The 22,211-nt window shown below is 58.7% G+C and carries 22 protein-coding genes; 9 read left to right on the top strand and 13 right to left on the bottom strand.

The window, feature by feature from the left end; all coding sequences use genetic code 11:
- The first annotated feature begins 245 nt into the window (after positions 1–245).
- Positions 246–1,763 (top strand): sodium/proline symporter PutP, encoded by a 1,518-nt coding sequence (gene putP, locus R2E40_RS18785; RefSeq protein WP_318164120.1) that lies wholly within the window; start codon positions 246–248, stop codon positions 1,761–1,763.
- Between the two features lie 45 nt (positions 1,764–1,808).
- Here putP and R2E40_RS18780 read toward each other — a convergent pair whose 3' ends face one another.
- The 5 genes from R2E40_RS18780 to R2E40_RS18760 all read right to left on the bottom strand — a co-directional run bounded on the left by R2E40_RS18780 (position 1,809) and on the right by R2E40_RS18760 (position 5,303).
- A complete protein-coding gene (locus R2E40_RS18780; protein ID WP_318164119.1) occupies positions 1,809–2,411 on the bottom strand; it encodes an NAD(P)H-dependent oxidoreductase in 603 nt (200 codons plus the stop codon).
- Between the two features lie 54 nt (positions 2,412–2,465).
- Positions 2,466–2,897 (bottom strand): MerR family transcriptional regulator, encoded by a 432-nt coding sequence (locus R2E40_RS18775; protein WP_318164118.1) that lies wholly within the window; start codon positions 2,895–2,897, stop codon positions 2,466–2,468.
- A gap of 269 nt (positions 2,898–3,166) precedes the next feature.
- Positions 3,167–3,973, bottom strand: coding sequence for an FRG domain-containing protein (locus tag R2E40_RS18770; protein WP_201996428.1), 807 nt, complete (start codon positions 3,971–3,973; stop codon positions 3,167–3,169).
- Between the two features lie 203 nt (positions 3,974–4,176).
- Entirely contained in the window at positions 4,177–4,605 is a 429-nt protein-coding gene (locus tag R2E40_RS18765) for a VOC family protein (RefSeq protein ID WP_318164117.1), read from the bottom strand.
- A 335-nt stretch (positions 4,606–4,940) separates the two neighbouring features.
- Positions 4,941–5,303 (bottom strand): DUF2061 domain-containing protein, encoded by a 363-nt coding sequence (locus tag R2E40_RS18760; protein ID WP_005304770.1) that lies wholly within the window; start codon positions 5,301–5,303, stop codon positions 4,941–4,943.
- Positions 5,304–5,489: 186 nt separating this feature from the next.
- On the opposite strand from R2E40_RS18760, the gene R2E40_RS18755 reads away from it, so the two are divergent.
- Entirely contained in the window at positions 5,490–5,696 is a 207-nt protein-coding gene (locus R2E40_RS18755) for a hypothetical protein (protein ID WP_207137518.1), read from the top strand.
- 97 nt (positions 5,697–5,793) lie between these two features.
- On the opposite strand, the gene R2E40_RS18750 is transcribed toward R2E40_RS18755, so the two are convergent.
- Positions 5,794–6,393 carry an FMN-dependent NADH-azoreductase gene (locus R2E40_RS18750; protein ID WP_318164116.1) on the bottom strand — a complete coding sequence of 200 codons (600 nt, stop codon included), beginning with the start codon at positions 6,391–6,393 and terminating at the stop codon, positions 5,794–5,796.
- Between the two features lie 108 nt (positions 6,394–6,501).
- On the opposite strand from R2E40_RS18750, the gene R2E40_RS18745 reads away from it, so the two are divergent.
- Positions 6,502–7,431: a LysR family transcriptional regulator gene (locus R2E40_RS18745; RefSeq protein ID WP_318164115.1), complete on the top strand. Its 930-nt coding sequence runs from the start codon at positions 6,502–6,504 to the stop codon at positions 7,429–7,431.
- A 50-nt stretch (positions 7,432–7,481) separates the two neighbouring features.
- Here R2E40_RS18745 and R2E40_RS18740 read toward each other — a convergent pair whose 3' ends face one another.
- The 3 genes from R2E40_RS18740 to R2E40_RS18730 are packed head-to-tail and all read right to left on the bottom strand — an operon-like array spanning position 7,482 to position 10,694.
- The gene (locus tag R2E40_RS18740) at positions 7,482–8,336 is read right to left on the bottom strand and encodes a 23S rRNA (adenine(2030)-N(6))-methyltransferase RlmJ (protein WP_318164114.1); all 855 of its coding nucleotides are present in this window, start codon (positions 8,334–8,336) and stop codon (positions 7,482–7,484) included.
- Positions 8,330–8,791, bottom strand: a complete 462-nt coding sequence (locus R2E40_RS18735) for a DUF2390 domain-containing protein (RefSeq protein ID WP_318164113.1) — start codon at positions 8,789–8,791, stop codon at positions 8,330–8,332. Before R2E40_RS18735 ends, R2E40_RS18740 begins: the two co-directional genes overlap by 7 nt.
- A complete protein-coding gene (locus R2E40_RS18730; RefSeq protein WP_318164112.1) occupies positions 8,784–10,694 on the bottom strand; it encodes an ABC transporter ATP-binding protein in 1,911 nt (636 codons plus the stop codon). The genes R2E40_RS18735 and R2E40_RS18730 overlap by 8 nt, the downstream gene beginning before the upstream one ends.
- Before the next feature lie 153 nt (positions 10,695–10,847).
- Here R2E40_RS18730 and R2E40_RS18725 point away from each other — a divergent pair, with 153 nt between their 5' ends.
- Positions 10,848–11,258 carry a CBS domain-containing protein gene (locus R2E40_RS18725; protein ID WP_011707313.1) on the top strand — a complete coding sequence of 137 codons (411 nt, stop codon included), beginning with the start codon at positions 10,848–10,850 and terminating at the stop codon, positions 11,256–11,258.
- 79 nt (positions 11,259–11,337) lie between these two features.
- On the opposite strand, the gene R2E40_RS18720 is transcribed toward R2E40_RS18725, so the two are convergent.
- Both R2E40_RS18720 and R2E40_RS18715 read right to left on the bottom strand, forming a co-directional pair.
- Positions 11,338–11,793: an NfeD family protein gene (locus R2E40_RS18720; protein WP_011707312.1), complete on the bottom strand. Its 456-nt coding sequence runs from the start codon at positions 11,791–11,793 to the stop codon at positions 11,338–11,340.
- Positions 11,790–12,710, bottom strand: coding sequence for an SPFH domain-containing protein (locus R2E40_RS18715; protein WP_011707311.1), 921 nt, complete (start codon positions 12,708–12,710; stop codon positions 11,790–11,792). Before R2E40_RS18715 ends, R2E40_RS18720 begins: the two co-directional genes overlap by 4 nt.
- 197 nt (positions 12,711–12,907) lie before the next feature.
- Here R2E40_RS18715 and cysG point away from each other — a divergent pair, with 197 nt between their 5' ends.
- The 5 genes from cysG (at position 12,908) to cysC (ending at position 19,250) form a co-directional block, all read left to right on the top strand.
- Positions 12,908–14,320 (top strand): siroheme synthase CysG, encoded by a 1,413-nt coding sequence (gene cysG, locus R2E40_RS18710; RefSeq protein WP_318164111.1) that lies wholly within the window; start codon positions 12,908–12,910, stop codon positions 14,318–14,320.
- Between the two features lie 108 nt (positions 14,321–14,428).
- Positions 14,429–15,337 (top strand): sulfate adenylyltransferase subunit CysD, encoded by a 909-nt coding sequence (cysD, locus tag R2E40_RS18705; protein WP_016351912.1) that lies wholly within the window; start codon positions 14,429–14,431, stop codon positions 15,335–15,337.
- A 24-nt stretch (positions 15,338–15,361) separates the two neighbouring features.
- Positions 15,362–16,789 (top strand): sulfate adenylyltransferase subunit CysN, encoded by a 1,428-nt coding sequence (cysN, locus tag R2E40_RS18700; protein ID WP_318164110.1) that lies wholly within the window; start codon positions 15,362–15,364, stop codon positions 16,787–16,789.
- Between the two features lie 4 nt (positions 16,790–16,793).
- A complete protein-coding gene (locus tag R2E40_RS18695; RefSeq protein WP_318164109.1) occupies positions 16,794–18,518 on the top strand; it encodes an SLC13 family permease in 1,725 nt (574 codons plus the stop codon).
- Positions 18,519–18,656: 138 nt separating this feature from the next.
- Positions 18,657–19,250, top strand: coding sequence for an adenylyl-sulfate kinase (gene cysC, locus R2E40_RS18690; RefSeq protein ID WP_318164108.1), 594 nt, complete (start codon positions 18,657–18,659; stop codon positions 19,248–19,250).
- 216 nt (positions 19,251–19,466) lie between these two features.
- Here the strand turns inward: cysC and R2E40_RS18685 are convergent, their stop codons facing one another.
- Both R2E40_RS18685 and R2E40_RS18680 read right to left on the bottom strand, forming a co-directional pair.
- A complete protein-coding gene (locus R2E40_RS18685) occupies positions 19,467–20,546 on the bottom strand; it encodes a PD-(D/E)XK nuclease family protein (protein ID WP_181269217.1) in 1,080 nt (359 codons plus the stop codon).
- Positions 20,547–20,548: 2 nt separating this feature from the next.
- A complete protein-coding gene (locus R2E40_RS18680; RefSeq protein ID WP_181269216.1) occupies positions 20,549–21,619 on the bottom strand; it encodes a hypothetical protein in 1,071 nt (356 codons plus the stop codon).
- Positions 21,620–22,211: the final 592 nt, after the last annotated feature.

Raw genomic sequence — 22,211 nt, 5'->3', positions numbered from 1 at the left:
TTTTGCGGCCGTGGCGGGGTTGTGCCGCGGATCGTGCCCGGTGGATAAGCAGTTGCTGCGTCAGGATAAAATCTGGCGGAACGGGGCAAAGCTGGTCTGTTGGTTAAAGATGAAACGTTTATGTTGTGTTTTCTGTTTGTTAAAAAAGGTTGAGGTCATGGGATCTGCTGATTAAGCTAGGGCGGTTTTTTTAAGGAAGAGCCCGTCGTCAGAACGGGTACACACGTCACATAACGGAGTTTTGAATGACAGCCAGCACACCCATGCTCATCACCTTTCTGGTGTACATCCTCGGGATGGTCCTGATCGGCTTTATCGCCTATCGCGCCACCCGCAACTTTGACGACTACATTCTCGGCGGCCGCCGGATGGGGAGCTGGGTGACCGCCCTCTCCGCCGGTGCCTCCGACATGAGCGGCTGGCTCCTGATGGGCTTGCCGGGCGCCGTCTTCATCGGCGGCATCTCGGAGAGCTGGATCGCCATCGGCCTCACCCTGGGCGCCTATCTCAACTGGCGCTGGGTCGCCGGCCGGCTGCGGGTGCATACCGAGAAGAACCGCAACGCCCTGACCCTGCCGGACTACTTCACCTACCGCTTCGAGGACAAGAGCCGGGTGTTGCGCATCCTCTCTGCCCTGGTGATCCTGCTGTTCTTCACCATCTACTGTGCCTCCGGCGTGGTGGCCGGTGCCCGCCTGTTCGAGAGCACCTTCGGTATGAGCTATGACACCGCCCTCTGGGTCGGTGCCGCGGCCACCATCACCTACACCTTCTTCGGCGGCTTCCTCGCGGTGAGCTGGACCGATACGGTGCAGGCCACCCTGATGATCTTCGCCCTGATCCTCACCCCGGTGTTCGTCATCATCGCGGTGGGCGGCATCGACACCGCCATGGTGCAGGTGGCGGCGCAGAACGCCAGCAACCTCGACATGTTCAAGAACCTGGACTTCATCGCCATCATCTCGCTGATGGCCTGGGGCCTGGGCTACTTCGGTCAGCCCCACATCCTGGCGCGCTTCATGGCGGCGGATTCCCATCACTCCATGGCCAATGCCCGCCGCATCAGCATGACCTGGATGGTGCTGTGCCTCGGCGGTGCCGTGGCCATCGGCTTCTTCGGCCTGGCCTACTTCTCCACCTTCACCGAACAGGCGGCCGGCGTCACCGGCAACCCGGAGCGGGTCTTCATCGAGCTCTCCAAGATCCTGTTCAACCCCTGGATTGCCGGCGTGCTGCTCTCCGCCATCCTGGCGGCCGTGATGAGTACCCTTAGTTGCCAGCTGCTGGTCTGCTCCAGCGCCATCACCGAGGATCTCTACAAGCCGTTCCTGCGCAAGAACGCCTCCCAGCAGGAGCTGGTGTGGGTCGGTCGTGCCATGGTGCTGGTGATCGCGCTCATCGCCATCGCCGTTGCCATGAACCCGGAGAACCGGGTGCTGGGGCTGGTGAGCTACGCCTGGGCCGGCTTTGGCGCCGCCTTCGGCCCCGTGGTACTGCTCTCCGTGCTCTGGTCGCGGATAACCCGCAACGGCGCCCTGGCGGGCATGCTGGTGGGTGCCCTGACCGTTATCGTCTGGAAGCAGTTCGGCTGGCTGGGGCTCTATGAAATCATCCCGGGCTTCCTCTTCTCCGGACTCGCCATTGTCGTGTTCAGCCTGCTGGACAAGGCCCCCTCCAAGGCCATGCTGGAGCGCTTCGACGACGCCGAGCGCGAGTTCCAGACCCCGCCGGATGCGCTGGGTCAGCCGGTTACGGTCAACTGAGTTGGATGGTTTACATAACAAAAAGCCCCGCATCGCGGGGCTTTTTTATGGATGACGATTTAGCCGGTGTACATCGGCGCGGGCCGTCGCACCGGTGCGAGTCAGCCAGCGGGCCCTGTCCTGATTGTTGGCTGTATGCATGGGCCCCAGATGCTGGCGGTGGGTCAGCCGGATGCCGCACAACCCCAGTACCTGCTTGTCGAGGATGCGGGAGGCAGGATCCCCCAGCCACCAGCGGTAGTACCAGACTGGGCTGTCCATGGTGAGCAGCAGCCGCGCCGTTTTGCCTGCGAGCAGGCGCAGTGGCTGGGCCTTGCCCTTGACATATTGAAAGGCGAAGCCGGAGAGCAGGGTGCGATCCAGCAGGCCCTTGAGACGGGCCGGCATGCCACCCCACCAAAGGGGGGAGACTATCACCAGATGATGAGCGGCAGTCAGGCTCTGCTGCAACGCCAGCAGATCCGGCTCCAGCGGTGGCATAAGGTCATAGCCATGGCGCAAGTCCGGCTCGAAAGCCAGCTCGCCCACGTGCAGCAGAGTGACCTCTGCGCCAGCCTCCTCGGCGCTGCGAGCATACTCGCGGGCCAGGGCATGGCAGAAACTGTCGGGTTTGGGATTGCCGTTGAGAACAAGCAGGTTGGGGGTCATGGTATGGCTCCTTGAAGTGAGCCCCCATTACACCCCTTGTCCCATGGGACAGAGTCAAGCCACCTTGTGCCCCCGATCCGTTGCTGCGGGATGACCCTGCTCGTCGGGGTCGTGCCGGACCGGAGCGCCATAGCGGCAGGGGTGCTGCGCCAGCAGCATGGCGCACTGGCTCAGCCCTTGATGCTGGCGTTGCAGCTTGGCGACCTCCGCTTCGATCTGCGCCAGCTTGTCCGCGATGAGCTGCTCCACCTTCTGCCAGGGGAAGTGGTCGAGGCTGGTGACGCCCGCGAGCAGGGGAACCAGATCCCCGAGCCTGCAGCCAAGCCGCTGGGCCTCGCGGATAAAGCCGACCCACTCCAGATCCTCGGCCCGGTAGACGCGATAACTGCCGCGCCGCCTGGGCTCGGGCAGCAGCCCCATCTGTTCGTAGAGGCGGATCGCCTTGGGAGTGGTGCCCGCCAGCTTGGCAAATTCGCCGATATACATGGTGCTGCTCGCAAAGGTTGTTCGAGTAGGGGCTCACTATAGGCCAGTGGCAGGGGGGAATGCATCCACACCGGGGAGGGGTGAGTTGGATTGGTAGGAATTGACGGGGGACGGCTGACAGAGGACACCCACCCTGTCAGGCAAGTCTGCTATCGAGATGGTGGGTGTCCCAGAATTTTTGTGGTCGGGTTATTCGCGATTGTCAGAATACGCTTCACTATTCAAACTTATGAACTAATTGTTACAAGTTACGAGACTATGTTAGGCATTTAGCCAAGCCGCATAGTTCCTGAGAGTGTTGGCGGTGGCGGCGGCGCAATATTTGGGGTGAAGTTAGTTATGGGGTCTATATTGTTGAAGTGTTTCTCTTTTAATGACATGCACATACCATCAAAGTCAGGAAACATAGTAGCTGAATTTATACCCATAAGATTTAATTCATTCATTATGACCCTACGCTCTTTGATAGGTAATAATGCATAATAAAGGAATGTTTTTCCTGTTGTGTTCTTAATGTTATCTAGATATAACTCTACATCTGGAACGTTAGTTACTGTAGTGACAGCCATTTGTGACACTAGACGTTGATTATCTACATAAGCAGGCTTAAATTCGGAAAGGAAGGGATAATTTTCAGCTTTTAAAAAAGATACTTGCATGTAAGAAGTTCGCCATAACTGGAAATCGAAAATATATATTTTTACATTTCCATTCGCATCCACCTTGCGAGGGTCAATATCTTTAAGAGCAAAATATGCAGCTATATATGGGGACATTGTCCAATCTAGCAAGGGGGTTGGAAACCCATGATGTTGCAACTTGGCAAGAAAACCACCAAGATCTCTTTCATTATTATGGTTATCGATCCTATATCCAAATGCAGCAGAGCTATAGTCAACATCAGGCAATATTTTATCGAAATAGTCTCTCCAGGTAATTCCATTTTTTGCTGCATATCGCTGAAAAGTCGTCTCTAATTTCCAAGTAAGATCCTGTTGCCCTCTGAAAAAATAGGTATGGTTGTTTTTGACTAAATCAGCGACCCACTTTTTGTAATCGGCCCAAGTAATTATCATTGCAAAATTCCTTCATGTAAAAATGTACATCATGGAGACATCCACACATAACAATTAACTCTTATATTTCTTAAATAACTCAGTGGGTATCTAAATTGTTAATTGTAATTAGGCGAATATTAAGGCACTGACCCTTTCGAACAGGACGTACTCACTTGCTGCCCTACGATAGGCGTCCAAGTCACGGGTGTTCAGCCTTATTGCTAAAACCTAATAACCACCGACTCCGCACTACGCGTTGCCTCGCCGTGATATACCGCTTCAATATTATTTCCGTCCGGATCGAGCACAAAGGTGGCGTAATAGCCGGGGTGATAATTGCGCTCACCGGGGGCGCCGTTGTCCTGGCCCCCATTGGCCAGCGCTGCCTGATAGAAGCGATCCACCATGGCTCTGTCTTGCGCCTGAAAGGCAAGGTGATGGCGGCCGGTCAATGTCCCCAGCGCCGCCGGGCTGTCGATGGCGGTGACAAACAGTTCGTCTGCCCAGAAGTAGCCCTCACCGGTGCCGCCTATGGGAATGTCGAGTGCGGCCAGTGCGGCCGTATAAAAGCGCTGGCTGGCGGCCAGGTCTTTCACCACCAGCTGGAGATGGTCGATCAGCCGACCGCGATGCAATGTTTGTGTTTCCATACACCACCTTGCTTTGCATGTTGTGGATGAGTTGCTGGCCGACTCCTTGCTGTGATCGGCAGGGGTTGGCAAGCCGATGGCATGGCTACCGCCCCTGAATTTCAGCTTCCAGTCTGCTGCTTTGTAACCAACGGGAATGGCGGAGAGGGCTCATGGATGACTCCGACGAGGCTTTGATTGCCATTCGGGTATGGTAGCGAGAGAGAGGCGCAGGGGAAGGGCGGGGTGATAAATGTTGGGGCGGGATCAACAAATTGGTCAGTACGGCAGGGAGTAGTGCCCTTGCCGGGGGAGAGAAGCTTGTTCAGGTGTGGGGAGGGGCCGTAGCCCCTCCCTCAGGCCAGTGCCAGCGACTGACGGGCGCGCCACAGCCGCTCGTGGAAGAAGAACACCACGGTGTTGATGGCAGGCTCGATCATCGCCATCACGCCACCGGTGAGCAGCTCGCCGCTCAGCAGGTAGGCGACGCCGAAGGCCACCGAGAAGTGCACCAGGGCGAAGCTGCTGGTCTTGGCCTGCAGGCTGTGGTGGGGCTTGAGCTTGTGCCAGCCGAGATCGTGGAAGTAGAAGGCGACCGTGTTGACGGCGGGTTCGATCAGGGCGATCAGGCTGGCGGTGAGCAGTTCACCGGTCAGCAGGTAAGCCACGGTGAAGGCCACGGTGAAGTGCAAAACGGCAAAGCTGATGGTCTTTTTCATGATGGCGGTTCCCTCTGGTGATGAGCAGAGTATCCCCCGAAACCCCATCAAATGAAAACTATTCTCATCTAATGATTGGATAGGGAGAGCCTATCAAGTGAGAACGCCCTCACCGGATTGGGAGTTGCCTGGGGCCACAGCGGCGCTAGAGTGAGCCTTTGCCATGAAAAAGGAGCTTTCATGCATATGAATATCAACGCCACCCTGATGGGGCAGTTCATCCTGTTGCTGATGATCATCGTCGGCGTCGTGGCCTGGCGACTGGCCCGCCGCAAGAGCAAGCATCCGGCGCTGATCACCGTGCTGTGCATGCTGCTCAGCCTGGCCCCACCTTTCGCCCTGCTGGCGCTGCTCATTCTGGCGCTCTGGCGGGATCTCCCGGGCAAAACGTGAGGTTGGCCGGCATGCTAAAAGCCCCGTGACGGGGCTTTTTTATTTGCGCGTCTCCCGCGCAGCTGCCGGTTGGGGTGGCAAGAGGCGGGCGAGGGGCTCACCGGCTGAGGGTGGCGATCCGCTCATGGGCCTGGCGCATGCCCTGCTCCGCCCCGTGGGGGCGCAGGTCCATCCCCTCCGCGTAGACGAACTCCACCTGCGCGATGCCCATCAGGCCGAGCACGGACTCGAGGTAGGGGGTGACCGCATCCGTTGTCTGGCCTTGATGCACGCCGCCGCGGCTGCTGAACACCAGGGCTTTTACCCCCTCCACCAGCCCCATGGGGTAGCTGTCGGTGTAGCGAAAGGTGATCCTGGCCCGCGCCACCAGATCGAACCAGTTCTTGAGCGGAGTCGGCACGTTGAGGTTGTACATGGGGGCGCCGATCAGCAGCAGGTCGGCGGCTTTGAGTTCGGCAATCAGTTGATCCGACAGCGCCACCCCTTGGCGGATGGCCTCGCTGGCCGGCTCGGCCCCCCGCAGGGCGTGAAACAGTGCGCTGTCCAGTGGCGGCAGGGCGAGGGCCGGCAGGTCGCGTACCACCACCTGGTCCTGGTGGCCCTGCTCCCGGCGCGCTTGCAGAAAGTGCTCCATCAACTGGTTGGTGCGGGACGCGGGGCCGTTGAGGCTGGATTGCAGCAGCAGGATCTGGCTCATGAGGTGAACTCCATCTGACAAATGTGGGGATGGAGGGAGCTTATCAGTCATTTTTTTCCGCAGTGCTGATACTATTTCGCCATATTGGTTCCCAAAGGTATGCAATAGATGGCAAACAGCCTCAATGGCCTCGATCTGTTCGCCAGCGTGGTGGAGGCGGGCAGTTTCGCCCAGGCCGCCGAGCGGCTCCACCTTACCCGCTCGGCGGTGGGCAAGGGGATTGCCCGGCTCGAGCAGCGTCTCGGCGTCCAGCTGTTTCACCGCACCACCCGCAGCCAGAGCCTGACCGAGGAGGGGGCGCTGTTCCATCGCCACTGCCTGCGGGCATTGGAGGAGGTGCGCCTTGGTGAGGCGGCGCTGGCCAGCAACAAGCTCACCCTCAACGGCAGCCTCAAGGTCTCCATGCCGGTGCTGTTCGGCCAGCTGTGCGTGGCGCCCCTGCTGCTCGAGCTGGCACAGGCCCATCCCGGGCTGGCGCTGTCGCTGTCGTTCAGCGATCGCAAGGTGGATCTGGTGGAGGAGGGGCTCGATCTGGTGATCCGCAACGGGGAGCCGCCTGACAGCCTGGATCTGGCGGCGCGCCGGCTCGGCGAGCACGGCATGACGCTCTGCGCCGCGCCCAGCTATCTGGCCGAGCGGGGCGAACCGATGACGCTGGCGGATCTGGCCGAGCACGAAGGCATCGCCTATCTGCGGCAGGGGCGGGTGCTGGCGTGGCAATGGCAGCTGGATGGCCAGTGGCAATCGGTGCGGCCGACGGGGCGCCTGCAGCTCGACGATCTGCACGCCATCACCCAGGCGGCCATCGCGGGCTTTGGCCTCGCCTGGTTGCCAACCTGGCTGGCGCTCCCGCACCTTGAGCGGGGCGAACTGTACGAAGTGCTGGGCTCGCTCAAGGGCAGGAGTTATCCCATCAATGCTCTCTGGCCCCACAGCCCGCACCTGCCGCTCAAGACCAGAATGGCCATCGACTGGCTGGCGAGCCGGCTGCCGGAGCAGCTTGCCAGCGTGGCAGGGGCGGGCAGTCATGGTCAATAAAAAGGGCCTGCAGTGGCAGGCCCTTGGCGGTGTGCGAGTGATGCAAGGCGTTACGCTTCAACCTTGTTGAGCCACTCGACCTTGTACTGGGCGCCGGCGCCCTGCGCCAGCTTGGCACAGAGGGGTTTGAGGAAGGCTTCGATCTGCTCGTCCAGCAGCCAGGGGGGGCTCACTATCAGCATGCCTGAGCCGTTCATGCCCCAATCGGTGGTCTGGCCGGCCACTTCCAGCTCGGCCACCAGCACGTTACCGAAGTTCTCGCGCTTGATGGCGCGCAGCATGTCGCGGGACTTGTCCGCCTCTTCCCCCAGAATGGGATACCAGAGGGCGTAGATGCCGGTGGCCCAGCGTTTTTGCGCTTTTTTAAGGGTATCGACTACCGCGAAGTAATCTTCCTTGAGCTCATAGGGCGGGTCGATCAGCACCAGGCCGCGGCGCGGGGTGGGCGGCAGCAGGGCCACCAGCCCCTCGAAGCCGTCCCTATGGTGGACGGCGACGCGGGGGTCGTAGCCCATGTTGGCGCGCAGATCGTCCACCTCGTTGTTGTGCAGCTCCATCAGCGCCAGCTTGTCCTGCTCGCGGGCGAGGCGGCGCGACAGCTCCGGCGAGCCGGGGTAGTAGCGCAACTGACCATCGCTGTTCATCTCCTCGATAACGCCGAGATAGGGGGCCATGGTGGACCACTGGGCCCGCTCGTCCCACAGCCGGCCGATGCCGTCGGCATACTCCGCCTTCTTCTGCGACCAGTCGCCGCGCAGGTCGTAGAGACCGCCGCCGGCATGGGTGTCCAGCACGATGAAGGGTTTCTCCTTCTTCTTGAGGGACTCGATGATCAGGGCCTGAACGGCGTGTTTCAGCACGTCGGCGTGGTTGCCGGCGTGAAAGGCGTGGCGATAACTCAGCATATTAAGTCTCTGAGGGGGCCCTGCTGGGCCCCCAGTAACGATAGATAGTTCAACAGGTTGCGGCTGTCGCCGCGAAACAGGGTGAGGCTGCGCAGGGTCTGCAGCAGCACCCCTTGTTGCAGGCGCTCCAGCTCCAGCTCGTGGGCCAGCATGGCCTGATACTCCTGCTCGCCGAGCCGCGCCTTGGCGCTCGCTCGCAGGGTGCGCCAGGGGCCTAGCACCGCCTCGGTCTGCACCAGCGCCGGTTGCAGGTCGGTCAGATCCACCGGGATGCTGCTCTGATCCAGTCGGTGCAGCAACAGGGCCAGGTTGACGTTGCCCCCCTGCGCCTGGACGCTGAGCCAGTCCTGACTGCGCGCACCGTAAACCTCGCCGCTCCACTGCCAGAAGTCGAGCGGGCCCGGCAGTTCGTGGGCGGCGATCCGCTCGCTCGTCATCAGCTGTTCGTCACGCAAGGAAGGCCTGCTCCATGGTTTCCAGCTCCTCGGAGAGGCTCATCCACTCAAGCTCCACCCCTTCCAGCTCCTCCTTGATGGGGCCCTGGGACTTGAGCAGTTCGGAGAGCTTCTGCTTGGCGCTCTCTTCATAGATGGCGGGGTCGGCCAGCTGCTCTTCCACCGCGGCCAGCTTGGCCTGCAGCTTCTCCATGCTGGTTTCGAGCTTCTCCAGCTTCTGGCGCAGCGGCCGGGTCTGTTGCCGGAACTCCGCCTCGCGCCGCTTCTGATCCTTGCGCGCCACCGCCGAGTTGGCGGAGACGACGCCGTCGTCCTGTTTGGCGTTGGCCTCTTTCTCCTGCTCGCCGAGCCACTTGTGGTAGTCGTCCAGATCGCCGTCGAAGGCCTCGACCCGGCCACCGTGCACCAGATAGAAGTCATCTGTGGTGGTACGCAGCAGGTGACGGTCGTGAGAGACCACCACCATGGCGCCCTCGAACCCTTGCAGCGCCATGGTCAGGGCGTGGCGCATCTCCAGATCCAGGTGGTTGGTTGGTTCATCCAGCAGCAGCAGGTTGGGCTTTTGCCAGGTGATGAGGGCCAGCACCAGCCGCGCCTTCTCGCCACCGGAGAAGGGGGCCACCTTGTCGAGCGCCTTGTCACCGTGAAAGCCAAAGCTGCCCAGATAGTTGCGCAGCTCCTGCTCGGTTTTGTCCGGCGCGAGGCGTACCAGATGATCGAGGGGTGAGTCGTCCAGGCGCAGGGTCTCCAGCTGATGCTGGGCGAAGTAGCCGATGCTCACCCCGGCGCTCACTTCCAGCTTGCCGGAGAGCGGCGGGTTGGAGCCTGACAGCATCTTGATGAAGGTGGATTTGCCGGCGCCGTTGCGACCGAGCAGGCCGATGCGCGAACCCGGTACCAGGTTGAGTTTGATCTTCTCCAGGATCACCTTGTCGCCGTAACCGGCGCTGAGGTTCTCCATGGCAATCAACGGGGTCGGCAGGGCCGACGGCTCGCGAAACTCGAAGCTGAACTCGGAGTCGGCGTGGGCGGGCAGGATCTTCTCCATCCGCTCCATCGCTTTGAGGCGGCTCTGGGCCTGACGGGCCTTGGAGGCCTTGTAGCGGAAGCGATCCACATACGCCTGCATGTGGGACATCTCGCGCTGCTGCTTCTCGTACATGGATTGCTGCTGGGCCAGGTGTTCGGCGCGCTGCAGTTCGAAGTCGGAGTAGCCGCCGGTGTATTCGTTGAGCTTGCCGTTCTCGATATGGATGATGCGGCTGATGACCGAATCGAGGAAGTCGCGGTCGTGGGAGATCAGCACCAGCGTACCCTGATAGGCCTTGAGCCACTTCTCCAGCCAGATGACGGCGTCGAGATCCAGGTGGTTGGTTGGTTCATCCAGCAGCAGCAGATCGGAGCGACAGAGCAGCGCCTGGGCCAGGTTCAGGCGCATGCGCCAGCCACCGGAGAAGCTGCGTACCGGTGAACTCAGCTGCTCGTCGCTGAAACCGAGGCCGTGCAGCAGTTCGGCGGCGCGGGCACGAATGCTGTAGGCGCCGATAGTGTCGAGCTTGCCGTGCAGCTCGGCCACCAGCAGGCCGTTGTCATCCTGCTCGGCCTGGGCCAACTGGGCCTCCAGTGCGCGGAACTCCTTGTCGCCGTCGATCACGTAGTCGAGGGCGGAGCAGTCCAGCGCCGGGGTCTCCTGCGCCACGCCGGCAATCTGCCAGCCGGCGGGCAGGCTGAAGGTGCCGCTGTCGATGGCCAGCTCGCCCCGTACCAGTGCAAAAAAGGTGGACTTGCCACAGCCGTTCTTGCCCACCAGACCCACCTTGTGGCCGGGATGAATGGTGGCGGATGCGTTGTCCAGCAGCTTGCGGCCGCCGCGGATCAGTTCGATTTGACTGGCAACTATCATGGATTGGTCTGCTTGGCTCAAATGGAGGAGAAAAACTGGCGCGGATCTTACGTGAAACGGCGCAGATTTGCACTTGAGGCGGGGAGCAACCACTGGCTGGGGGGGCAAAAACATGCCATAACAGAGCAATCAGTCAGGGTTGGGGAGGTTAGCATGCTTATCAGGGACATCATGACGACCCGGGTCGCCACCGTTTCCATGGATGACCGGCTCAATGTCATCAAGGAGATCTTCGAGCAGGCTCACTTTCGCCACCTGCTGGTGCTGGAAGAGGAGGAGCTGGTGGGGGTCATTTCGGATCGGGATCTGTTCCGCGCCATCAGCCCCTATCTGGACTCCGAGGCCGAGATGAGCCGCGACACCGAGACCCTCAACCGGCGCGCCCACCAGATCATGAGCCGCCACCCCATCACCATCGCCCCCCAGCTGACGGTGCGGGACGGGGTCAAGATGATGCTGGAGAAGAACGTCTCCTGCCTGCCGGTGCTGGAAAATGGCGCCCTGGTCGGTATCATCAGCTGGAAGGATCTGCTGCGCGCCGCCCTCGACAGCGACGCCTTCTAACCTGCCGGCACGGCTTGCATGAGAATGAAAAAGGGCTCCGCGGAGCCCTTTGTTGTTGGTCGCAGGCGCCAGCCCTGTGTCAGGGCAGCGGCTCCACCAGCAGGATATGGGAGTCATGCCCCGTCACCCGCACCTTGCTGCCGGCGCTCAGCGGCTGGTTGCAGCGCACCGTCCAGGCGGTGTCGTCCAGGTGTACCCGGCTCATCCCCTGAGTCACGTCATCCAGCAGCACCAGCTCACGGCCCAGATAGCCCTGCATCCGCTCGTTGATGGGGGCGGCGGCATCCCGGCTGGAGCGATCCCGGCGATGTTGCCAGCGCCACCAGGCCCAGGTGGTGAGCAGGGATTGCAGGCCGAACAGCAGTAGCTGCGCCTGCCAGCCGAAGGGCCAGACCAGCAGCAGCAGGCCCACTTCCAGCGCGGCGATGCCGGTCCAGAGCAGAAAGCCCACCGAACCCAGCACCTCGATGGCCAGCAGCGCGAAGCCGAGCCCCAGCCAGTGCCAGTGGGTCAGCCCCTCGAACAGGGCTGTCATGACTTGCCGCCCTTGCCATCCTTGAACAGTTCAGCCATGCCGGCGACGGCGCCGATCAGGCTGCCCGCCTCCAGCGGCATCATCACCACCTTGCTGTTGGGGCCTTCGCCGATGCGGGCCAGCGCCTCGGTGTATTTCTGGGCCACGAAGTAGTTGATGGCCTGCAGATCCCCTTCGGCGATGGCCTTGGAGACCATGTGGGTCGCCTTGGCTTCCGCCTCGGCGGCCCTCTCCCGCGCCTCGGCGGCGAGGAAGGCGGCCTGACGCTCACCCTCGGCCTTGAGGATCTGGGACTGCTTTTCCCCTTCCGCTTTCAGGATCTTGGATTGGCGCACCCCTTCGGCTTCCAGCACCTCGGCCCGTTTCTGGCGCTCGGCCTTCATCTGGGCGTTCATGGCTTCGACCAGTGCCAGCGGCGGACGTACATCCTTGATCTCGATCCGGGTCACCTTGATGCCCCAGGGGGCGGTGGCGGCATCCATGGTGCGCAGCAGCTTCTCGTTGATGGTGTCGCGCTGGGAGAGCATCTCGTCCAGCTCCATGGCGCCGAGCACGGTCCGCATGTTGGTCATGGTGAGATTGCGGATGGCGCTGGTGAGATCGTTGACCTCATAGCCGGCTTTGCGGGCATCCACCACCTGCACGAAGCTGATGGCGTCGATGGTGACGTTGGCGTTGTCGCGGGAGATCACCTCCTGCGCCGGGATGTCCAGCACCTGCTCCATCATGATGATCTTGTGGCCGACCCTGTCCACATAAGGGATCAGCAGGTTGAGGCCCGGCACCAGGGTGCGGGTGTAGCGGCCAAAGCGCTCCACTGTCCAGTTGTAGCCCTGCGGCACTATCTTGATGCCGGCGCTCAGGGTCGCGAGCACCAGAAACACGAAGATCCCCAGCACAATCAATGACTCATTCATTATTAAGCTCCTTATGAAACACTTTCACTAGCCTATGGCCTTGCGCCTGGCACCACAAGCGCCTTGCTTCGCCTTTGTCATCATACGGCTTTGTTAATTACTAAAACGCATTAAAAAGCATTTTTTATTATTTTGAGGGATAAGCAGCCCTGCCTATAGTCGCCCCATATTAGTCGTGTTCCGAGGGATGGGCCGAAATGGATTATTTGCCGATGTTTGCCAAATTGGACGGTCGCCCGGTGCTGCTGGTGGGAGGGGGCGAAGTGGCCCTGCGCAAGGCGCGCCTGCTGCTGGCGGCCGGTGCCAGGCTGACCCTGGTCTCCCCCGAGCTTGAACCCGACTTCCATCAATTTGCCAGTCGCTTCACCCATCTGGCGGAGCGTTTTACCCCGGCCCACCTGACCGGCCAGATCCTGGTGGTAGCCGCCACCGACGATCTCGAGGTGAACGCCCTGGTCTATCAGAGCGCCAACCAGCTCGGTCTGTTCGTCAACGTGGTGGACGACCCCAAGCGCTCCAGCTTCATCTTTCCTTCCATCATCGATCGCAGCCCCATCATGGTGGCTGTCTCCAGCGGCGGCAAGGCGCCGGTGCTGGTGCGCCTGCTGCGCGAGCGGCTGGAGAGCCTGCTGCCGCGCCATCTCGGCGCTCTGGCCGAGCTCTCCGGCCGGGTGCGCGACCAGGCCAAGCGGGTGCTCTCCTCGATCTCCGACCGTCGCCGCTTCTGGGAGCGCGCCTTTGCCTCCAACACCCTGGCCGGTCTGATTGAGAAAGAAGATTGGCAGGGGGCCGAGCAGTGGCTGAACGATGGCCTCGACCAGGCGAAGAGCGAAGTGGGGGAAGTGGTGCTGGTAGGGGCGGGCCCCGGCGATCCGGGCCTGCTGACCCTCAAGGCGCTGCAACAAATTCAGCAGGCCGAAGTGGTGCTCTACGACCAGCTGGTCTCCCCCGAGATCCTCGATCTGGTACGCCGCGATGCCACCCTGGTGTCGGTCGGCAAGAAGGCGGGCGCCCACAGCGTGCCGCAGGAGGAGACCAATCGCCTGCTGGTGGAATACGCCAAGGCGGGCAACCGGGTGGTGCGGCTCAAGGGGGGCGACCCCTTCATGTTCGGCCGTGGCGGCGAAGAGCTGGAAGTGCTGGCCGACGAGGGCATCCCCTTCTCGGTGGTGCCCGGCATCACGGCCGCCGCCGGTGCCACCGCCTATGCCGGCATTCCGCTCACCCACCGTAACCATGCCCAGAGCGCCGTCTTCATTACCGGCCACTGCCAGAAAGAGGGCAAGGAGCCCGACTGGCAGCAGCTGGCCGCCACCAGCCAGACCCTGGTCATCTACATGGGGCTGATGCGCTCCGAGCATATCCAGCAGCAGCTGGTGAGCCATGGCCGCAGCCCGGCTACTCCCATCGCCATCATCGAGCGCGGCACCACCGCCCGCCAGCGGGTGCTGACCGGCACCTTGGCGGATCTGGCCGAACTGGCCCAGCAGGCAGTGAGCCCGTCGCTCATCGTCATCGGCGAAGTGGTGGCCCTGCGCGAGCGGCTCGCCTGGTTTGGCGAGGGGCAACAGCAGGGCGCCTGCGACCTCAAGCTGGTGAGCCTGGCCTGAGCGCCGGCGGCGACAGCCATCGATTTGACGGTGCGGCCATGGCGGCACCGACCTGAACCAACACCGCGCCCTGACCAGGCGCGTTAGCAATGAACCGAGGACCCAGACATGGACCGTGAAAGACTGACCCACTTGCAGCAGCTGGAAGCCGAGAGCATCCATATCATCCGCGAGGTGGCTGCCGAATTTGAGAACCCGGTGATGATGTACTCCATCGGCAAGGACTCCTCCGTCATGCTGCATCTGGCCCGCAAGGCCTTCTATCCGGGCAAGATCCCGTTCCCCTTGCTGCACGTCGATACCGACTGGAAGTTCAAGGAGATGATCAAGTTTCGCGATGAGACCGCCAGAAAGTACGGGCTGGATCTCATCGTCCACAAGAACCCGGACGGCCTCGCCATGGGCATCAACCCCTTCGTGCACGGCAGCGGCAAGCACACCGACATCATGAAGACCGAGGGGCTCAAGCAGGCGCTCAACAAATACGGCTTCGACGCCGCCTTCGGTGGTGCCCGCCGCGACGAGGAGAAGTCCCGCGCCAAGGAGCGGGTCTACTCCTTCCGCGACAAGTCCCACCGCTGGGATCCCAAGAACCAGCGCCCGGAGCTGTGGCGCGTCTATAACAGCCAGGTCAACAAGGGGGAGAGCATCCGGGTGTTCCCGCTCTCCAACTGGACCGAGCTCGACATCTGGCAATACATCTACCTCGAGAACATCGACATAGTGCCGCTCTACTTTGCGGCCCATCGCCCGGTGGTGGAGCGCAACGGCATCAAGATCATGGTGGATGACGAGCGCATGCCCATCGGCCCTGAAGATGAGGTGAAGCAGGAGCTGGTGCGCTTCCGCACCCTCGGCTGCTACCCGCTGACCGGTGCCATCGAATCCGCTGCCACTACCCTGCCGGAGATCATCGAAGAGATGCTGCTCACCACCTCGAGCGAGCGGCAAGGGCGGCTCATAGACCACGATCAGGCCGGCTCCATGGAGCAGAAGAAGCGTCAGGGCTATTTCTAAAAAAATGTTCTAAGGAATCGCAACATGAACAACCACATTCAGACCGCCATCAGCGAACAGGGCATTGAAGCCTACCTGCACGCCCAGCAACACAAGAGCCTGCTGCGCTTTCTCACCTGCGGCAGCGTGGACGACGGCAAGAGCACCCTCATCGGCCGCCTGCTGCACGACTCCCAGCAGATCTATGAAGATCAGCTCAAAGCGCTGGAGTCCGACAGCCAGAAACTCGGCACCACTGGCGAGAAGCTGGATCTGGCGCTGCTGGTGGACGGCCTGCAGGCGGAGCGCGAGCAGGGCATCACCATCGACGTGGCCTACCGCTATTTCTCCACTGCCAAGCGCAAATTCATCATCTCGGATACCCCGGGCCACGAGCAGTACACCCGCAACATGGCCACCGGCGCCTCCACCTGCGATCTGGCCATCATCCTGATCGACGCCCGCAAGGGGGTGCTGGATCAGACCCGTCGCCACAGCTTTATCGCGAGCCTCCTTGGCATCAAGCAGTTCGTGGTGGCGGTCAACAAGATGGATCTGGTGGAGTTCAGCCAGGAGGTGTTCGAGCGCATCAGCTTGGAGTATCGCGAGTTTGCCAAGAAACTCAGCGTCGACACCATCCATATCGTACCGGTCTCGGCGCTGGACGGCGACAACGTGGTCAATCCAAGCGACAAGCTGGCCTGGTACGAAGGTGAAACCCTGCTTGCCCTGCTGGAGTCGGCAGAAGTTGAGCGCGAGCTGGAGCGCCACCCGGTGCGCCTGCCGGTGCAGTATGTGAACCGCCCCAACCTCGATTTTCGCGGCTTCGCGGGCACACTCGCCTCCGGCATTCTGCGGGTGGGCGACAAACTGGCGGTGCTGCCGTCGGGCAAGGAGAGCACAGTGACCCGCATCGTCACCTTCGACGGGGATCTGGAGTACGCCCTGCCGGGTCAGGCCATCACCGTCACCTTCGCCGATGAAATCGACATCAGCCGCGGCGACCTGCTGGTGGATGCCGCCAACCGTCCGCAAGTGACCCAGAACCTGCTGGCCCATATCGTCTGGATGGGGGAGGAGTCCCTGCAACCGGGCCGGGTCTACGACGTCAAGCTGGCCACCAAGAAGAGTCGCGGTCAGGTGGAGGCCATCCGCCACCGCATCGAGATCAACAAGCTGGACGAACTACCCGCAAGCGAGCTCAAGCTCAACGAGATCGGCCTGTGCGAGCTGAGCCTCACCGACCCGGTGGCGTTCGACCCGTATCAGGAGATCCGCGATACCGGCAGCTTTATCCTCATCGACCGGCTGACCAACGTCACCGTCGGCGCCGGCATGATAGTGGAAGGCTTGGCGGCCAAAGCGGTAAAAGGGCACTACAGCGAGTTTGAGATCGAGCTCAACGCGCTGGTGCGCAAGCACTTCCCACACTGGCAAGCCCTTGCCATCGGTAACGACACAAGCAAGGAGTAAACCCATGACCTGGCAACAATTCCTGGTGCTGGGTCTGCTGGCTGCTCTCGTGGCCCTGCTGATCCAGGGCAAACTCCGCCCGGCGCTGCTCTTCTCGGGCGCCGTGCTCATCACCTACCTGAGCGGGCTGGCGGATATCAATGCCGTGGTGGCGGGTTACACCAACAGTGCCCTGCTGACGCTGGTGCTGTTGCTGCTGGTGTCGCTGGCGGTGGAGAAGACCCGCATCATGAGCTGGTTCGCCAATCTGGTGGGCACGGGTTCATTCAACAAGGTGCTGGTGAAGGTGTGGTTCTCCACCGCCTTCCTGTCTGCCTTCGTCAACAACACCGCCGTGGTGGCCTCCATGCTGGGAGCGGTCAAACGCAACCCCAACCATGCGCCGTCGCGACTGCTGCTGCCCATGTGCTTCGCGGCCACCTTTGGCGGGGTGCTGACCCTGATCGGCACCTCCACCAACCTTATCGTCAACAGCTTCCTCATCAAGATGGGGGCGCCGCCGCTCGGCATGTTCGACTTCTTTATGGTGGGAGCGGGCACCCTGCTGACCGGTCTGGTGGCCGTGCTGCTGTTTGCCCGTCACCTGCCGGTGCAGGATACCGAGATGAGCCGCGAATCCGGCTACTTTCTCGAAGCCAAGGTAGGCGCCGGTTCGCCGATGGCGGGGTGCAGCGTCAAGGAGAACGGCCTGCGCAGCCTGAAAAGTCTCTATCTGGCGGAGATCATTCGCGGCGATCAGGTGATTTGCCCGGTGCAGCCGGAACACGAGCTGCACGAAGGGGACGTGCTGCTGTTTTGTGGCGATGTGGAGAGTGTCGGCGTATTGCAGGAGATGAAGGGGCTGGATCTCTACGGCCAGCACCGCCTCAACGGCCAGCATCTGGTGGAGGTGATCGTCAGCCACAGCTCGCGGCTGGTGGGTCAGACCATCAAGGATGCGGAATTTCGTACCCACTTCGATGCGGTGGTATTGGCGGTGCGCCGCGGCGAAACCCAGCTCACCGGTGGCCTCGGCCAGATTGAACTGCACGCAGGGGACACTCTGCTACTGGCCCCCGGCCCCCAGTTTGCCCGCAACAAGTCGCTGGGGCGGGAGTTTGTGGTGGTGAGCGGGCTGGAAGCCTCCACCCGCCTCGATGGCAAGCGCAGCGCCGCCGTGGTGCTGGGGTTTCTCGGGGTGCTGGCGCTCTCGGTATTCGATCTGGTGCCGCTGTTCAAGGGCTTGCTGCTGATGCTGGTGGCGCTGCTGCTTACCCGCATTCTGACCCTGGACGAGATCCGCCGCCGCTTTCCGCTGGATATCTGGCTGGTGGTGGGCGGGGCGCTCGCCATCGCCGATCAGCTGGAAAAGAGCGGGCTGGCCAAGCTTATCGCCGACTGGCTGATGGGGGAGTTCAACGGTGCCAGCCCCATCATCGCCTTTATCGGTATCTATCTGTTTACCCTGGTGCTGACCGAGCTGATGAGCAACAACGCCGCCGCCGCGCTGGCCTTCCCCATGGGTTACCAGCTGGCGCTCAGCATGGATGTCTCGACCATGCCGTTTATTCTGGCGGTGCTGTTCGGGGCGAGCTCCAGCTTTATTCTGCCCTACGGCTACCAGACCAACCTGATGGTCTATGCCGCGGGTAACTACAAGATGCCGGACTACCTCAAGCTGGCCCTGCCGGTCTCGCTGGCCTATAGCATCGGGGTGATTGTGATGGTGCCCCTGCTGTTTCCGTTTTAAGGCGTAAATGCCAATCAAGGCGTGTTGGGTGAGCAATACCATGGCATCAGCACGTTGTCGGCTGATGGTCCGAGGCGGCTCCCCGTGGTGCCGGACAGTTTAAGTTTTGAGGCGTAAGCGCCAATCAAGGAGTGTTGGATGAGTAATATCGTGTGGCACAAACATGCCGTGGACAAACAGAGCAGGGCCGAGCTTAAAGGGCAAAAACCGCTGGTGATCTGGTTTACCGGGCTGTCGGGGGCGGGCAAATCGACCTTGGCGGGGGCGCTGGAGCAGGCGCTGGCGGCACAAGGCAAGCACACCTATCTGCTGGATGGGGACAATGTGCGCCACGGCCTCTGTGGCGATCTCGGTTTCGATGATGCAGCCCGTCAGGAGAATATCCGCCGGGTTGGCGAGGTGGCAAAACTGATGATGGATGCGGGCCTTATCGTGCTCACCGCCTTTATCTCGCCGTTCCGTGCCGAGCGGGCGTTGGTGCGCAGTCTCTTGGGCGAAGGGGAGTTTGTCGAGGTGTTCGTCGATGCGCCGCTCGCCATCTGTGAAGAGCGTGACCCCAAGGGGCTCTATAAAAAAGCGCGGGCAGGGGAAATTACGAATTTTACCGGTATTGACTCCGCCTATGAGGCGCCGGAGCAGCCGGAAATCCATCTGCTTAATGCTGGTAAACCGGTGGAAGTGCTGGTGGATGAGTTGCTGACTGCGCTAAGGCTGCGGGGATTGATCGATTAAGGTCGATTGTTGGTACCGAGCGTAAATAAGCAAGGGGGCAATTGCCCCTTTGTTTATTACCCACCAACTATTCCCCTTGTTGTAGTGGCTAATTGCTTAATGGGGCTTGTTACATGGCGCGTAAAGGTGGATTTCCTTCTGACTAACGCCTCACATTACCGTAACAAAAAAGCGTTGTGGCTGGAGCTCAGTGGAAGCCGTGCCGAGTGCATGTAATTAATATGTGATTTCATGCACAGATTTCAGCAATTCTTCAGCTTTTCTGAACTGAGCAATGGTGGCGTCCATATCTATAATTCCGTCAGTCGTCTTTCGATATTCACCATCAAATACACAAACCGTCATATATTCTCCATATCCGAATCTAATTGGCCTCACCAGATTCAGTTGAGTGTCGCCAGCTTTGTTGCTAATGATTTTGTGCCATTTTGATCTAAGATGTTTTCGTTGGCTTTCTTTTTTTACCCATACTTTGAAACAAAATTTATCTTGTTCAAGCTGTAAATATTGCTCACACTCACTATTTCCTTGGAAGTGCCACCAGAAGCCAAGAAACCCTCCATTTGGATTGGCTACGTAATCCCAACAACCGTCACCAAGCCTTTTCTGCAATTCAAGGTAGAAGCCTATCCACGAATACCAACCCCATTTCGATAATTCAATCATTTTATAGCTGTTGATGTTGTCAGTAATGGATTGTAGATAATTTCTATAATCAATAAGTATTGAGTTTTTGCCTTTATAAAAACTCAATACACTTAAGAAGTCTGCTCTTGAAAATGGTTGGTAGCCATTTTTAATTACATCTGAATAACTGGCTTGATCTTCCGTCTTGAAATAAATTGGAATTATGTCTTTATCTTCATAATTACGTCCTTTGATGTTCTCAAGGTATCTTGTTAATTGATTGGAATGATGTTTTGTTCTTGTTTTGTCTTCAATGATAATGGGGTATTTAAAGTTTATAATGCACAGAACATCAATATTATTATCTTGCTTTCTGACTTCGATTTGTTCTATTTTTTGTGGTGCGCTTAGTTTGTGCTTTTCAAAAAATACTTTTATAAGCCTTATTGCACATTCATATAATTCAACATCTGAATCCTTGTATTCTGGCGAAGCCCAAGATAGTAGCCAACAAATGAATGCATCTTGAGACAATTCACTTGTTGCATATGTGAAAAGATTTGGTTTGTTCATAGTTTGATTTTTACACATAACGTTCGCGGCACGTGTAGCTTTGTAGTGAAGGCGCAGCCGCAACGAAACAGCCGTCGCTGTGACTGCGATTGTCATGTTTAGACTTCCTGAGCATAGACAATAACTCGTTCTCTCGAAGCATCCTTCAAGAAGTGGCTGTAAAGCGCAGTCAACTCAGAATATGTCATTTCTCGAGATCCAATTTTTCCTTTGTTAAATAAAAACTCAAATATTTCACTAGAAAGCGATATTTCTTTTATTTTATCATATTCAAGCTTTCTTCCGCCACGATCACCAATAGTTGCACAATCGTCAATTTTACAAATTGGAAGATGCTCTCCAGTTGAGAGGAATTTTTGGTCAGCTTTTTGCAACTTGTCTGTTGGTCTGATAAAAGCAGAGCAGCAAGGAAATCTATATCCATGATCATCCTTGTCAGCTTCACATATCCTTTTATCGCATAAGAAATTTCTCATTTTATCAATCTGATCCAGCATGCGATCATCAGACAAATATAGTTTTCGATCTTTCCAAATTTTATACTGTACCGCCACGACAGAGACCGTTTCATTTTTAAGGTGATGTCGTTCATAAATTAGATCTGCCCCAGTTATATGCTCTACCTTATCAGGGTGAAGAACTCTTAGCCTTAGCACTCTACCGCTTGGCAGCTCAAAATCTCTATGCCCATGACCACTGGCAATGCTAGGTATAACCCTTGAGACATTATAGGCATCTCTAAATATTAGCTGGTTTTCGCTATGATCTTCTGGATCAAGTTCTTTCTTGGACTTATAAAACTGCGCAAGCTTCCTCTTCAACTGATCAACTTTCTGATTGTTTTTCTGGCCCTCAGCTATCGACAAAAGACCTTCGTATTCAATTATATCTGAAGAAACCAAATCAAAAGCTAGGACTTTCTTTCCATCCCTGATGGAGCATAACTCAGCCTTCTGCCTGTACTCTTTCGTCGTATCACTTTCTCGTTCTCTTTTGAGCAAGCTGACCTCATCTCCAAGCAATTCAGGATAGACCTCTCCGCCAAGCTGCAAGGCGTTGTCATAAGTAGATTTCACCATATCTCCGCCAGAGGCGATTTTAGTTAACCCTCTGAAAGCATTTAAGGAAATCCACTCTGCATTTAGCCTATCAATATCTTCCGTTGCCATTTTCTCTCTCAGATATAAATAACATAATGTTTGGTTAGGGGCCGCGGAACGCGGTCCAGAGCGAGCGACTTGAACTAATTGTTAGAGCTCTTCTCTGTGGCGAATTCCTAGCCCATTGGGTTTTAGTCTTTCGTTCATAATCCATCTCGTATGTTGGGCTAAAAATCGTAGGTTGGTGCTGAACGAAGTGAAGCCCAACGTTTACTGCGAAACGTATCTGCAAATTTTTTACCGATCGACCCAATCCATGTTTATCCCTCTCTGGTTGAGCTAATCGTGCTTGTCTGTTGGATTTCGCTACGCGCTGCGCCAACCTGCAAAAACCACGCTACCGCCCCTGAATTCCAGCCTCCAGTTTGCTGTTTTTTACCTGCGATATAGCTCTGCACTGGCTCATGGCTGACTCCGACAAGAGGGTTGCCAAGCGGCTATGTTACCGAACGGGGCTGGGGTGAAAAGCGCAAGCGGGCCGTTTCCTGAGCAAGATCAACAAATTAATCATTAATGGGTTTAAATATGGTCGCTCAACCGCTTGGGCCCATCAGCGCAGAGGAAAATCGGACAGTGAAGCGAGAGTGCCGCCATCTTGCTG

Origin of the sequence: Aeromonas sp. CD (assembly GCF_033349375.1) — a bacterium.
GTDB lineage: Bacteria > Pseudomonadota > Gammaproteobacteria > Enterobacterales > Aeromonadaceae > Aeromonas > Aeromonas hydrophila.
Note: the sequence above shows the minus strand (reverse complement) of the source record. Positions and strands in the feature narration are given on the sequence as shown.

Excerpts from the sequence above, each read along its gene's own strand:
- putP (WP_318164120.1), top strand. The coding sequence starts at position 246 with ATGACAGCCAGCACACCCATGCTCATCACCTTTCTGGTGTACATCCTC.
- R2E40_RS18780 (WP_318164119.1), bottom strand. The coding sequence starts at position 2,411 with ATGACCCCCAACCTGCTTGTTCTCAACGGCAATCCCAAACCCGACAGT.
- R2E40_RS18775 (WP_318164118.1), bottom strand. The coding sequence starts at position 2,897 with ATGTATATCGGCGAATTTGCCAAGCTGGCGGGCACCACTCCCAAGGCG.
- R2E40_RS18770 (WP_201996428.1), bottom strand. The coding sequence starts at position 3,973 with ATGATAATTACTTGGGCCGATTACAAAAAGTGGGTCGCTGATTTAGTC.
- R2E40_RS18765 (WP_318164117.1), bottom strand. The coding sequence starts at position 4,605 with ATGGAAACACAAACATTGCATCGCGGTCGGCTGATCGACCATCTCCAG.
- R2E40_RS18760 (WP_005304770.1), bottom strand. The coding sequence starts at position 5,303 with ATGAAAAAGACCATCAGCTTTGCCGTTTTGCACTTCACCGTGGCCTTC.
- R2E40_RS18755 (WP_207137518.1), top strand. The coding sequence starts at position 5,490 with ATGAATATCAACGCCACCCTGATGGGGCAGTTCATCCTGTTGCTGATG.
- R2E40_RS18750 (WP_318164116.1), bottom strand. The coding sequence starts at position 6,393 with ATGAGCCAGATCCTGCTGCTGCAATCCAGCCTCAACGGCCCCGCGTCC.
- R2E40_RS18745 (WP_318164115.1), top strand. The coding sequence starts at position 6,502 with ATGGCAAACAGCCTCAATGGCCTCGATCTGTTCGCCAGCGTGGTGGAG.
- R2E40_RS18740 (WP_318164114.1), bottom strand. The coding sequence starts at position 8,336 with ATGCTGAGTTATCGCCACGCCTTTCACGCCGGCAACCACGCCGACGTG.
- R2E40_RS18730 (WP_318164112.1), bottom strand. The coding sequence starts at position 10,694 with ATGATAGTTGCCAGTCAAATCGAACTGATCCGCGGCGGCCGCAAGCTG.
- R2E40_RS18725 (WP_011707313.1), top strand. The coding sequence starts at position 10,848 with ATGCTTATCAGGGACATCATGACGACCCGGGTCGCCACCGTTTCCATG.
- R2E40_RS18720 (WP_011707312.1), bottom strand. The coding sequence starts at position 11,793 with ATGACAGCCCTGTTCGAGGGGCTGACCCACTGGCACTGGCTGGGGCTC.
- R2E40_RS18715 (WP_011707311.1), bottom strand. The coding sequence starts at position 12,710 with ATGAATGAGTCATTGATTGTGCTGGGGATCTTCGTGTTTCTGGTGCTC.
- cysG (WP_318164111.1), top strand. The coding sequence starts at position 12,908 with ATGGATTATTTGCCGATGTTTGCCAAATTGGACGGTCGCCCGGTGCTG.
- cysD (WP_016351912.1), top strand. The coding sequence starts at position 14,429 with ATGGACCGTGAAAGACTGACCCACTTGCAGCAGCTGGAAGCCGAGAGC.
- cysN (WP_318164110.1), top strand. The coding sequence starts at position 15,362 with ATGAACAACCACATTCAGACCGCCATCAGCGAACAGGGCATTGAAGCC.
- R2E40_RS18695 (WP_318164109.1), top strand. The coding sequence starts at position 16,794 with ATGACCTGGCAACAATTCCTGGTGCTGGGTCTGCTGGCTGCTCTCGTG.
- cysC (WP_318164108.1), top strand. The coding sequence starts at position 18,657 with ATGAGTAATATCGTGTGGCACAAACATGCCGTGGACAAACAGAGCAGG.
- R2E40_RS18685 (WP_181269217.1), bottom strand. The coding sequence starts at position 20,546 with ATGACAATCGCAGTCACAGCGACGGCTGTTTCGTTGCGGCTGCGCCTT.
- R2E40_RS18680 (WP_181269216.1), bottom strand. The coding sequence starts at position 21,619 with ATGGCAACGGAAGATATTGATAGGCTAAATGCAGAGTGGATTTCCTTA.